Below are 11,987 nucleotides of genomic sequence, written 5' to 3' on the forward strand. Positions count from 1 at the left end.
TCCTATTCGCACCGCTATCCTTGTACAATCGTTACTCATATGGGGCTTCCTGCCAAGCCGAAACGGTTTCCAGATTCAAACCGGCAAGCCCCAACTTATATTTCTTATTGATGTCCATCAGCTGCTGCATCACCTTGCCCGGTTTATCCTCTCGCATCGACTGTACGGTAAGATAGCCGGCCTTATGCAGTACAGGTACCCACTCTTCGGGAATGCCACAAACGGCGAACTTCTCTTTCGTATCTCGTGGAGCCACCTTCTCGGGCTTCATCTGTGGGAAGAGGAGCACCTCCTGAATACTCTCCTGCCCTGTCAATAGCATGACCAAACGGTCCATACCGATACCCATACCGCTGGTCGGCGGCATACCGTATTCAAGGGCACGGATGAAGTCGTTGTCGATGTACATGGCTTCGTCATCGCCTTTCTCGGACAGCTTGAGTTGTTCTTCGAAACGTTCTCTCTGGTCAATCGGGTCGTTCAGCTCCGAGTAGGCGTTGGCCAACTCCTTGCCATTGACCATCAGCTCGAATCGCTCTGTCAGCTCCGGATTGGTGCGGTGTTCTTTCGTCAGAGGCGACATTTCTTTCGGATAGTCTGTGATGAAAGTAGGCTGGATATAGTTCTTCTCGCACTTCTCGCCGAAGATCTCATCGATGAGCTTGCCTTTGCCCATCGTTTCATTGTGCTCTACGCCCAGCTTGTCGCATACCTGACGCAGCTCGGCCTCGTTCATTCCGCTGATGTCGATACCCGTATGCTCATGGATGGCTTCGATCATGGTCACTCGCCTGTAGGGGGCCTTGAAGTCGATCAATTTCTCGCCCACCTTCACCTGAGTAGTACCCAGCACATCCATACAGATGCGTTCGAGCATCTGCTCCGTAAAGTTCATCATCCAATTGTAATCCTTATAGGCCACATAGATCTCCATGGCCGTGAACTCAGGATTATGCGTGCGGTCCATCCCCTCATTTCGGAAATTGCGGCTGAATTCATACACACCATCGAAACCGCCCACGATCAGACGCTTCAGATACAATTCGTTAGCGATTCTCAGATAGAGCGGAATGTCCAGAGCGTTATGATGCGTGATAAAAGGACGCGCAGCTGCACCTCCCGGGATCGATTGGAGTACAGGTGTATCCACTTCGATGTATCCGCGCTCATTGAAGAAACTGCGCATCGAATTGAATACCATCGTACGCTTGAGGAAAATGTCTTTGACATGACTATTGACGACCAGATCCACGTATCGCTGACGATAACGCTGCTCCGAATCCGTGAAGCCATCGAAGACCTCCCCATCTTTTTCTTTTACCACAGGAAGGGGGCGGATAGCTTTCGACAAGAAAGTCATCTCCTGCACATGCACCGATATTTCTCCCATCTGAGTGCGGAATACGTACCCTTTCACTCCGATGAAATCACCTATATCCGTACACTTCTTGACCACCGTATTGTAGAACTCCTTATCCTCACCCGGACAAATATCGTCCCGAGTAATATAGATCTGGATACGCCCCTCAGCATCTTGCAGCTCCATGAATGTAGCTTTCCCCATGATACGGCGGCTCATAATACGTCCGGCAATGCTTACTTGACGTTTGGCGGCATTCTCATCGCCATTGAAATTCCTTTTGATCTCGGTGGAATAGGCATTGACGGTATATTCCGCTGCAGGATATGGATCGATCCCCAAATTACGCAGTTGCTCTAAGCTGTTACGGCGTACGACTTCTTGTTCCGAAAGTTCGAGTATGTTCATGCAAAAACTTCTAATTTATATTCCCCCTGCAGCAACTTGCTTGCTCTGCTGCATAACCGACACGATCGGAGCCATTCGTCCGAGGGGGAAAAACCTTGGTTCACAAAGGTAACTTATTTCTATCAGATACGTTCCAGAACCAAATCGATAAGGCCCTCTATACTTCCCTGATAGGAGGTATTCATCTTTTCGGATTTCCTGCCTGCGATGATACAACAGACCGTGATGGCTTCGTGCCCCATCAGGGCAGCCAGACCGGCCAAAGAGGAGCTTTCCATTTCATAGTTCGTAATACGGCTGCCATTGAAGTCGAAAGCCTGTATCTTCCTGTTCAGATCCTCGTCTTTGAGGGGTAAGCGCAAGCGACGCCCCTGCGGTCCGTAGAAGCCATTGGCTGCAATAGTCACACCTCGCAGGATGTCCTCCCGGCATATTCGATCCGACAGCGTCTTGTCAGCCGGTATCACGTAGGGTTTCAGCCCTTCGATTTTCCACTCCAGTTGATCCTGAAGTGCTGCTTCGAAGGCCGCATCCCGTATCTTCTCCGTATCGCTATAGAAATACATGACTCCATCGAAGCCGATGCTTCGCTCTGCAGCCACATAAGATCCTATGGGCGTATTGTCCTGCAATCCGCCGGAAGTCCCCACCCTTACGAGTGTGAGTTTGCGTAGCCGATCCTTCACCTGGCGGGTATCGAAGTCTATATTGGCCAGAGCATCCAGTTCGTTCAAGACTATATCTATATTATCAGAGCCGATGCCGTGGCTCTGCACCGTGATGCGCTTGTCGCCATACCACCCCGTGACGGTATGAAACTCCCTATTGGATACATTGCATTCAATGCGCTCGAAACGAGAGGCGACTGCATCCACACGAGCAGGATCACCTACCAATATGACCTTATCGGCCAATTGTTCGGGACGAATATGCAGATGAAAGACCGAACCGTCCGTATTGATGATCAGCTCGGAGGGGGGAATCGTTCTTTTGGTTTTCATAAGTTCATTAATGTTTTAAGAGGTGAGACAGATCAATCGTAAGATGGCTCTCGAAAAGGTCGGCCTTGGTCTAAAAGCCTTGCACGGCTTGTAACTCCATGTTTCTGACTTCCTTTTCCATTCGGCCTACTTCTTCTTCCAGTGGAGGAATGGCATTTTCGAGACGAAGAATTTCCTGCTTCATACCGCTTCGCTCCGAAGCCGATGCTCTTCCATACAAGAGTCGTAACTCTTCCAGACGGGTAGCCGCCTGTTCCAATTTTCTTTTCCGAGCCATCACATCCTGATAGAGCGACTTGGCTTCGCTGCTTTGGAAGTCGCTCCAGCGCGTATAGATACGCATCCCCTGCATAGGGAAATAAATCTGACGTTCGGAAGCCTTCTTCTCTGCATCGGTGCGGTTGTCCCGAGCCGATGCGATCAGACGACTGTAGTCTCGCTCAGGGTCTTGCGTTGCTCTTATGCTCTTGAGGGAGGCATACGCCCTTTTGAGGGCCATATCGTCAGTAGCCACAGGGCGCCCCTCTTCATTGATAACGAAGGTATAGACAGTGACAACATCCGCAGGACAAAAACGGTCACTGGCAAAGAAGCCAATCCCACGTAATTCGTCGTACACCAGCAGATAATCGTTGTAAGGGGAATTGAAAGGCATACCGAGCAAAGTCGGTTCCAGAAAAATGCCATCTTCCAAATCACGACGGGTCATATACAGATCATATCCGCCTATTCCATCAGGTCGATCACTGGCAAAAAGCAGGGTAAAACCATCCGCCCGTAACGAAGGATAGTTTTCATTGAATCGGGAATTGAGTTTTTCGAGGGGGATCGCATTGCCCCATTTGCCACCGATCCGGTGGGCTTCATGCAGGCTGTAAACTCCATCCTCACCTTTCTCCGTCATGATGGCATGGTCGCCGCGCCCATTGACAAAAGAAGTCGCCTCCCCTTGGTTTCCTTTCACCCATTCGAGCCGACCGTTATCGGCTATGAGATTGTAGGCCGACAGGAGATCGGCTTTATTCGTCCGTACGCTGTCTATCACCTCCACCCATTCGGCTCTGTCCAGCAAGCGCACAGCTCGTCGCATACGGTCTATTCCGGCATCTATGGAGACTGTTTCCTGTTTTTTCTTCACAAGAGTAACCTTCTGTTTTTCCAGTGCAGCAAGAGCTTCGGAGAAGAAATATTCTTTAGCATAAGCATCCGCCAACATCTCATAGGCATCACTCCGCCGGCTTACGGCCACCCGAAGGGGAGCAATAGCTTCTTCGTAGCGTTCAGCCTTGTACAGAAGAAGCCCTAGCATATAGTTATTATCGGCATGTTTTGGATTTTTGGCCACCAACTGTTGGGCTATGGGCAAAGCCTTGTCATAACGTCCGCTATCGATCAGTAGACGAAGTTCCGAAATGCTTTGGGCGGAGAGCTGCTTACTTACAACAATGGAAATCAATGCAAAGAGAAAGAGGGTTATGGAACGACACATCATTATTGTACTTAAAAAAACCTTTGCTATCGCATCATTTGCAAACGGTATCCTCATGGGACAAAAGACATCCGAACACGCATGCAGGCAGCCATTACCGTTGCAATACCGATACTATACAAAGATAGTGTTTCTTGCTCACATGCCGAATCCGAGCATTTTCCGGCACTGTAGTGACAGTAATTATATTTGAGGTTTGCAGAGACTGCATGAAGTACTACTTTCTTCGTCAAATCAATGCTTATGTCTGTCTTGATCAATATGAGGGGATGGAAGGGTTATTGTGCAATGGTCTTCCTCTTGACTTTTTACTGCTGATCGTTTTCCTCTCTACACTCTCAGGCAATACCTCCTGGTATGAGATTGAAGATTATGCCGAGGAATACGAAGAAGAATTGAAAAGTCTATACGAAATGCTTACCGGCCATCAGCTTATGCATACCATGCCTTCTCATGATACTCTCAACAGGAGCATCAGTCTGTTGGATGTAGAAGCTTTTGAGGGGGCTTATAAGCGATGGATTGAAGGCTTTATCTCGGCTACTTCGGGTAAACATATTTGCATTGATGGCAAGACGATGCGGGGAGTGAAGAAACTCTCTTTTGATACACAATCCCATGTCGTCTCTGCCTTTTCACCACAAGATATGTGCAGTCTTGCCCAACTCTACATCGACCGAAAAACAAACGAAATACCTGCCATACATCAACTTCTTGATTTGCTGGACTTGAACGGGGCTGTTGTCTCCATTGATGCCATAGGTACACAGACAGCCATTGTCGAACAAATCATCGATAAGGGCGGAGACTATGTATTGTGTGTTAAAGCGAATCAAAGTTTGAGTCTGCAAGAGATTGAAGCCTATTTCTGCCCTCTTTTTCAGAAACATATCCTCCTTGACGAACAGACGGAACTATCTCACGGACGCATAGAAACACGTCGCTATGAAAGTATTCTCAATCCCTTGGAGATAGAAGCCAACGAGGTATTAACTCGCCGGAAAGGCTTGAGGTCGATACACAAAGTTGTACGCAAACGAAGGGATAAAAAGAGTGACAAAACGAGTGAAGAAGTGGCCTACTACATTTCGTCATTAACAGATGTTTCTTCATTGAAACAAGCTATTCGTGGGCATTGGGCGATAGAGAATAAGTTACACCACTGTTTGGATGTCTATTTCGGACACGATGCCTCGCACAAGAGAACGAGGAATGTGGCGCAGATTATGGATATCATTCAAAAGATTAATTTACTCATTATGAGACCTTTGAAAAATAAAGAGATGGAGTAAAGAGGAGTTCTTCGCATAAAAGGAGCGAGGGAAAGGGGTGGCAGTAAGGAGTGAAAGTAGTTGTAAATCCCCCCTTTGAGGAGCTACTTGTACGAGCTCCTCAAGGGTGGTTATGCCTTATCCTACGGATGAGGACATAATTATCCCCGGGGTTCTGTATAAATTAAAGGCGATGCTTTCAAGAATGTTTTGAGTATGGGTCTTGGCAAGTCCCCGGTATCGACATCGTCCGCCATGAAACCACCGGCGAATACTGCCAAAGGTGCGTTCGATGGTGCTCCGTATCGGACCGATTGCTTTGTTTCGTTGCTTCTCTTCCTCGGTCAATGCCCTGTTGCGTTGTGCCTTGTGCATAATGCCGTCTTGAAGGTGATGGGTTTGCAGGTAGGAACGATTTTCCCCGCAAGCATATCCTTTGTCCGCCAAGACGGCTGTGCCTTGAGGTATGTTTGCACCCTGCAATAGCGGAATAAACTCCTTCGTGTCACTGCGGTTCGCTGCTGTCGTTATCACCTTTTGAACAATGCCTTGAACATTGGTCAGACAATGCTTTTTGTATCCGTAGTGATAACGCTTTTGTTTGTAAACCCAACGGGCTTCTTCATCCGTCCCTTTACGCCGGCGGACAACCTGTTTTTGATAATCCTCCTCTGCCTCTTTTTCCTCCTCGCTCCGATTGTCTTGCCTGTCGTCTGCGACTTCAATCGTAATGCTTCCGTTGGGTTTGTGCGGCGTCTCCACAAGGCTTGCATCGACAAGCACCCCTTCCCTTACCGAAATGTGATGGCGCGAAAGTTGTTTGTTAAACTGCGCCAACAGTTTGTCCATGAGACCCAACTCTGTCAGTGCCGAACGAAATCGACTGATGGTGCTGTGGTCGGGAGATACCTCTTCCATCTTCAGTCCCAAGAATCGGGAAAAGGTGATTGAATCATTGATGCGCTCCTCCAAAGCACAATCACTGAGGTTGTACCATGTCTCCAAAAGCAACATCTTGAATAAGAGAATCACGTCATAAGCCGGTGCGCCGATGGCATTTTGTCGCTTCGTGTATTTCTTGTTGATCAGCGTCCTGATCGGACGCCAATCGATAAGCCTGTCAACCTGATTGAGGAAGTCGTTTTGTGCTTTGCGATAACGCTTTGAAAGGAGTGCGTCTGCAAATGTTACATGCTCATCGGTATTCTTGGATTGGTATGCCATGGGAGGAATATTATGCTGTTTTTAATGCTCAAATATACAAAATAACTCCCTATTATACAATGAATTAACAAACAAAATACACACCAATCGCCGTGCAAATTTCTCCATTATAGAGCGACTAAAAACGAATATGAAGTCCTCAATCCCTCGCATCCAAAAGAAACTGGCTCGAATGAAGCCACAACAACTAATCACAATACAATTTTAATGCGTCACCCCTGGTAAACGAATCCTCCGGATCAAACTCTAAAAACAGATGAGAAATACTAGAAGTAGCCGAATGAGTAAAAAAACTCGCCCCTAAGGGAGGAGGTTTCCGTTTTTGTGAACTCACCCCAATAAATCCAAAGATCAATTCCGTATTGCAGAACCATCTAACCTGTCTTTCGGCCCCTATATTTCGATCTCACCACAAGAAAAAACTAAAAAAATATATCATCACGGCATTAACATAAAAGCCCACTATCATGTTTTTAACAAAAAACTATTATTATTGTAGTAGACAAATACAAGACACTATTATGTTTACTTATATAAATGCTTATCCTTTGAATGCACACTTTTGAAACAGCTAATCCCCGACTAATGCCTTGCCATAAGTCTTGGCTCTACAGTTATTTTTGCAACTCCCAAATTGGCACTATCTTTGGTGCGCAATTATATCAACCGAAATAAGTTGATACATACAGATTTGTCACGAAAAGAGAAGGAAATAAAATTCTCAACAAAATAAAAAACAGAAAAAACCATGAATAAAGCGATTTCGGCTGAAAAGTTGTCCGCCTTGTTTAAGGACGGTATGACTATCATGGTGGGTGGCTTCTTAGCGAATGGTACCCCCGAAAGGATTATCGATGAACTAGTAAAAAGCGGTGTCAAGGATCTCACTCTTATTGCCAACGACACGTCCTATCCGGATCGTGGTTGTGGTCGGCTCATTGCAAACCATCAGGTGAAGAAGTTGATAGCTTCTCACATAGGTACGAACCCCATGACCGGTGACCAAATGAATACAGGTGAGTTGGTAATCGAGTTTAGTCCTCAGGGTACTCTTGCAGAGAGAGTACGAGCAGGAGGAGCCGGCTTGGGAGGAGTATTGACCCCTACAGGGCTTGGGACGGTAATCGAAGAAGGTAAACAGAAGATCGAGATTGATGGCGAGGTTTTTTTGCTCGAAAAACCTATCCGTGCCGACTTTGCCTTTATCAAGGGAAGTGTTGGCGATGAATTTGGGAATCTCATCTATAAAGGCACAACACAGAACTTCCAGCCCCTGATGGCAATGGCAGCAGACTGTGTAGTGGCAGAAATCGAAGAAATCCACCCCATCGGACAGATCCCCATGGAACAAATCCATACCAGCGGCATATTCGTGGACTATATCCTCCGCTAATCGGCTCCCTGCTCTTAGACAAATCAACTACTCACAATAACTCCAATACGACTATGACAAAGACATCAATGATCCGTCTTCGGATGAGTGCGCATGATGCTCATTACGGAGGTAACTTAGTAGATGGGGCTCGCATGCTCCAACTCTTCGGAGACGTTGCCACAGAACTCCTTATCATGCAAGATGGTGATGAAGGCCTCTTCTGTGCTTATGACAATGTGGAATTTTTGGCTCCGGTATTTGCCGGAGATTATATAGAGGCTGTAGGCGAAATCACTCATGTGGGAAATACCAGTCGAAAGATGAAATTCGAAGCTCGTAAGGTGATTCGTCCTCGTACGGATATTTCGGAGTCGGCAGCCGATGTGCTTGACGAACCTATTGTTGTTTGCCGTGCTACCGGCACTTGTGTGGTACCGGCTAATTGCCAGCGCAACAAATAAGTAAAACCATTATACCGACTGTAATTATGGAAAAATTGATCATTACGGCAGCCATCTGCGGTGCAGAGGTTCTGAAAGAGCATAATCCGGCCGTTCCCTACACGGTAGAAGAGTGTGTACGTGAAGCCAAATCGGCCTATGATGCAGGTGCCAGCATCATTCATCTCCATGTGAGATACGATGATGGTACCCCTACTCAAGATAAAAATCGCTTCAAAGAAGTCATGGAAGCCATCAAGGCGGTATGTCCCGATGTAATCATCCAGCCTTCGACAGGAGGTGCTGTGGGCATGACGAATGATGAACGTCTGCAACCGACAGAGCTTTTTCCCGAAATGGCTACTTTGGATTGTGGCACCCTTAACTTCGGCGGTGATGAAGTGTTCACCAATACGGAAAACACGATCAAATATTTCGGGGAGAAAATGATCGAGCGTGGCATCAAACCTGAACTTGAAGTCTTCGACAAGAGCATGATCGACATGGCTCTTCGTCTTCACCGCAAAGGTTATATCCAATCCCCTATGCACTTCGACTTCGTAATGGGTGTAAATGGCGGTATCAGCGGAGAAATGCGTGATTTCGTTTTCCTTCGCGAAAGTATCCCCGCAGATGCCACATATACTGTAGCAGGTGTGGGACGCTATGAGTTTCCCCTCGCGGCACTGGCTATCATTGATGGAGGACATGTGCGTGTAGGTTTCGAAGACAATGTATATATATCCAAAGGAGTTTTAGCTCGCTCTAATGGAGAATTGGTAGAAAAAGTGGTTCGTATGGCCAAGGAAATGGGTCGTGAGATAGCCACTCCGGCAGAAGCCCGTCGGATATTGGGGCTTAGCAAATAACAACTCTAAAACTCACAAAATTCACTCAATACGTTTCGATAATGCAAAAGAAAGGAAACAAATACGGTACACACCGTGTTTTAGCCCCTCAAGGCGTTCTACCCCAGCCCGCTGAAAAAGTGGACAACAACATGGATGAAATCTACGACAATGAGATTCTTATCGATGTTAAGACTTTGAATATAGACTCTGCAAGTTTCACGCAGATCCATGAACAAGCCGGTGGAGATAAGGCTAAAATCGCCGAAATCATGCTTGGCATTGTAGCCAAACAAGGAAAGCATCGTAACCCTGTTACAGGCTCAGGCGGGATGCTTCTCGGCGTAGTTGAAAAGATCGGCGATGCTCTCAAAGACAAAATCGACTTGAAAGTAGGCGATAAAATTGCCACGCTCGTGTCGCTTTCTCTAACGCCACTCCGCATCGACAAAATCAAGGAAATTCGTCCGGATGTAGATCAAGTGGACATCGAAGGAAAGGCTATTCTCTTCGAAAGCGGTATCTATGCGAAGATTCCTAACGATTTGCCTGAAAAGCTGGCTCTATCGGCACTTGATGTGGCAGGTGCTCCTGCTCAGACAGCCAAATTGGTGAAGCCGGGAGATACGGTACTTATTATCGGTGCAGGTGGCAAGAGCGGTATGCTCTGCTGCTACGAAGCCAAAAAACGCGCCGGTGTAACCGGTAAGGTAATCGGTCTTTGCCACTCACAGAAGAGTACGGATCGCTTGAAAGCTCTCGGTTTCTGCGATCATGTATTCTCTGCCGATGCAACGAAGCCGGTGCCTGTAATGGAAGAGATCGAAAAGCTTACGAATGGAGAGATGTGTGATGTTACGATCAACAACGTAAATATCACTGATACAGAAATGACAAGCATCCTCTGTACGAAGAATGATGGTATCGTCTATTTCTTCTCTATGGCTACAAGTTTCACCAAAGCTGCTTTGGGGGCTGAGGGCGTAGGCAGTGATGTGACCATGATCGTTGGTAATGGCTATACCAAAGGTCATGCTGAAATCACACTGCAGGAGCTTCGAGAATGTGAGGCTTTGCGCAAAGTTTTCACAGAATTGTACGCTTAATTCATTAGAAATGAGCTGCTACGGAGAGATAATCATTGTCTCCGTAGCGTTCTTTTTTAGATAATCAGCCAAAGCTCACAATAACCATGGCAGAAAGTCGTAGAAAGTATTATTTCCCTGATGTCACCGATGAGCAATGGAACGACTGGCATTGGCAGGTCCTCAATCGAATTGAGACGCTCGACCAGCTGAAAAAGTACGTTACACTCACCGCTGAAGAAGAAGAGGGAGTAAAAGAATCGCTCAAAGTACTCCGAATGGCTATCACACCTTATTATTTGAGTTTGATAGACCCCGAGAATCCTAATTGTCCGATTCGTAAACAAGCCATTCCTACTCATCAGGAACTGGTACGTGCTCCTGAAGATCAGGTAGACCCACTTAGTGAAGATGAAGATTCGCCCGTACCCGGACTGACTCATCGCTATCCGGATCGTGTATTGTTCCTTATCACGGACAAATGCTCGATGTACTGTCGTCATTGTACTCGCCGTCGCTTCGCAGGACAGAAAGATGCTTCTTCTCCTTCTGAGCGCATCGATCGATGCATTGACTATATAGCTAATACACCGACAGTCCGTGATGTTTTGCTATCGGGGGGTGATGCCCTCCTTGTCAGCGACGAACGCTTGGAATACATATTGAAGCGTCTGCGCGAAATACCTCATGTGGAGATTGTTCGTATAGGAAGCCGTACGCCGGTAGTCCTTCCTCAGCGCATAACGCCTCAATTGGTGGATATGCTCAAAAAATATCATCCGGTGTGGCTGAACACTCACTTCAACCACCCGAATGAAGTTACCGAAGAAGCTGTAGAGGCTTGTGAAAGAATGGCCAATGCCGGTATTCCGTTGGGTAACCAAACGGTTTTATTGCGTGGAATCAATGATTGTACACATGTGATGAAGAGATTGGTACATTTGCTTGTAAAGATGCGTGTGCGTCCTTACTATATATATGTATGCGATCTTTCGCTTGGAATAGGTCATTTCCGCACGCCGGTATCTAAAGGAATCGAAATTATCGAAAACTTGCGCGGACACACCTCGGGCTATGCTGTTCCTACCTTTGTGGTAGATGCTCCGGGGGGTGGCGGTAAGATACCTGTAATGCCGAACTATGTTGTATCTCAGTCCCCACGACATGTGGTTCTTCGCAATTATGAAGGTGTTATCACAACCTATACGGAGCCGGAGAATTATCATGAGGAGTGTGATTGTGAGGACTGTCGAGCCGGTAAGCATAAAGAGGGTGTAGCTGCACTTTCCGGAGGTCAGCAGTTGGCTATCGAGCCTTCCGACTTAGCTCGCAAAAAACGCAAGTTTGATAAGAACTGATTGAATGAAAATAAGCTCCCTCCCCTTTGCAAAGCCATTGGGGAGAGAGTTTGCTTAAAGAGAGAAAGAGAGAAAGAGAGAAAAAATTGCCTTTTGTAGAAAAAATTATGCAGAGCCGGAGCATATCC

Annotated in this window: 10 protein-coding genes; 6 read left to right on the forward strand and 4 right to left on the reverse strand. The window is 46.9% G+C overall.

Annotation, left to right across the window (positions count from 1 at the left end; translation table 11 throughout):
* Positions 1–31 precede the first annotated feature (31 nt).
* From lysS to PGN_RS05560, 3 genes are all read right to left on the reverse strand, one after another.
* On the reverse strand, positions 32–1,768 hold the full coding sequence (gene lysS, locus PGN_RS05550; RefSeq protein ID WP_012458069.1) for a lysine--tRNA ligase: 1,737 nt from the start codon (positions 1,766–1,768) through the stop codon (positions 32–34).
* A gap of 122 nt (positions 1,769–1,890) precedes the next feature.
* Complete coding sequence (locus PGN_RS05555; RefSeq protein WP_005874312.1) at positions 1,891–2,769, reverse strand: nucleoside phosphorylase; 879 nt, start codon at positions 2,767–2,769, stop codon at positions 1,891–1,893.
* 70 nt (positions 2,770–2,839) lie between these two features.
* A complete protein-coding gene (locus PGN_RS05560) occupies positions 2,840–4,258 on the reverse strand; it encodes a tetratricopeptide repeat protein (protein ID WP_230846989.1) in 1,419 nt (472 codons plus the stop codon).
* Between the two features lie 269 nt (positions 4,259–4,527).
* On the opposite strand from PGN_RS05560, the gene PGN_RS05565 reads away from it, so the two are divergent.
* On the forward strand, positions 4,528–5,550 hold the full coding sequence (locus PGN_RS05565) for an ISAs1 family transposase (RefSeq protein ID WP_043876326.1): 1,023 nt from the start codon (positions 4,528–4,530) through the stop codon (positions 5,548–5,550).
* A 117-nt stretch (positions 5,551–5,667) separates the two neighbouring features.
* On the opposite strand, the gene PGN_RS05570 is transcribed toward PGN_RS05565, so the two are convergent.
* A complete protein-coding gene (locus PGN_RS05570; protein ID WP_012458072.1) occupies positions 5,668–6,753 on the reverse strand; it encodes an IS5-like element ISPg8 family transposase in 1,086 nt (361 codons plus the stop codon).
* A 748-nt stretch (positions 6,754–7,501) separates the two neighbouring features.
* On the opposite strand from PGN_RS05570, the gene PGN_RS05575 reads away from it, so the two are divergent.
* The 5 genes from PGN_RS05575 (at position 7,502) to ablA (ending at position 11,859) form a co-directional block, all read left to right on the forward strand.
* Positions 7,502–8,146, forward strand: a complete 645-nt coding sequence (locus PGN_RS05575) for a CoA transferase subunit A (RefSeq protein WP_004584460.1) — start codon at positions 7,502–7,504, stop codon at positions 8,144–8,146.
* A 53-nt stretch (positions 8,147–8,199) separates the two neighbouring features.
* Positions 8,200–8,589 carry a hotdog fold domain-containing protein gene (locus PGN_RS05580; protein ID WP_010956200.1) on the forward strand — a complete coding sequence of 130 codons (390 nt, stop codon included), beginning with the start codon at positions 8,200–8,202 and terminating at the stop codon, positions 8,587–8,589.
* Positions 8,590–8,615: 26 nt separating this feature from the next.
* Positions 8,616–9,437: a 3-keto-5-aminohexanoate cleavage protein gene (locus PGN_RS05585; RefSeq protein WP_004584458.1), complete on the forward strand. Its 822-nt coding sequence runs from the start codon at positions 8,616–8,618 to the stop codon at positions 9,435–9,437.
* A gap of 41 nt (positions 9,438–9,478) precedes the next feature.
* Positions 9,479–10,522, forward strand: coding sequence for a zinc-binding dehydrogenase (locus PGN_RS05590; protein WP_004584457.1), 1,044 nt, complete (start codon positions 9,479–9,481; stop codon positions 10,520–10,522).
* An 86-nt stretch (positions 10,523–10,608) separates the two neighbouring features.
* On the forward strand, positions 10,609–11,859 hold the full coding sequence (gene ablA / locus PGN_RS05595; protein WP_004584456.1) for a lysine 2,3-aminomutase: 1,251 nt from the start codon (positions 10,609–10,611) through the stop codon (positions 11,857–11,859).
* Positions 11,860–11,987: the final 128 nt, after the last annotated feature.

The sequence above is a fragment of the Porphyromonas gingivalis ATCC 33277 genome, from assembly GCF_000010505.1.
Lineage (GTDB): Bacteria > Bacteroidota > Bacteroidia > Bacteroidales > Porphyromonadaceae > Porphyromonas > Porphyromonas gingivalis.

Excerpts from the sequence above, each read along its gene's own strand:
- PGN_RS05560 (WP_230846989.1), bottom strand. The coding sequence starts at position 4,258 with ATGTGTCGTTCCATAACCCTCTTTCTCTTTGCATTGATTTCCATTGTT.
- PGN_RS05575 (WP_004584460.1), top strand. The coding sequence starts at position 7,502 with ATGAATAAAGCGATTTCGGCTGAAAAGTTGTCCGCCTTGTTTAAGGAC.
- PGN_RS05585 (WP_004584458.1), top strand. The coding sequence starts at position 8,616 with ATGGAAAAATTGATCATTACGGCAGCCATCTGCGGTGCAGAGGTTCTG.
- PGN_RS05570 (WP_012458072.1), bottom strand. The coding sequence starts at position 6,753 with ATGGCATACCAATCCAAGAATACCGATGAGCATGTAACATTTGCAGAC.
- PGN_RS05565 (WP_043876326.1), top strand. The coding sequence starts at position 4,528 with ATGGAAGGGTTATTGTGCAATGGTCTTCCTCTTGACTTTTTACTGCTG.
- PGN_RS05555 (WP_005874312.1), bottom strand. The coding sequence starts at position 2,769 with ATGAAAACCAAAAGAACGATTCCCCCCTCCGAGCTGATCATCAATACG.
- lysS (WP_012458069.1), bottom strand. The coding sequence starts at position 1,768 with ATGAACATACTCGAACTTTCGGAACAAGAAGTCGTACGCCGTAACAGC.
- PGN_RS05590 (WP_004584457.1), top strand. The coding sequence starts at position 9,479 with ATGCAAAAGAAAGGAAACAAATACGGTACACACCGTGTTTTAGCCCCT.
- PGN_RS05580 (WP_010956200.1), top strand. The coding sequence starts at position 8,200 with ATGACAAAGACATCAATGATCCGTCTTCGGATGAGTGCGCATGATGCT.
- ablA (WP_004584456.1), top strand. The coding sequence starts at position 10,609 with ATGGCAGAAAGTCGTAGAAAGTATTATTTCCCTGATGTCACCGATGAG.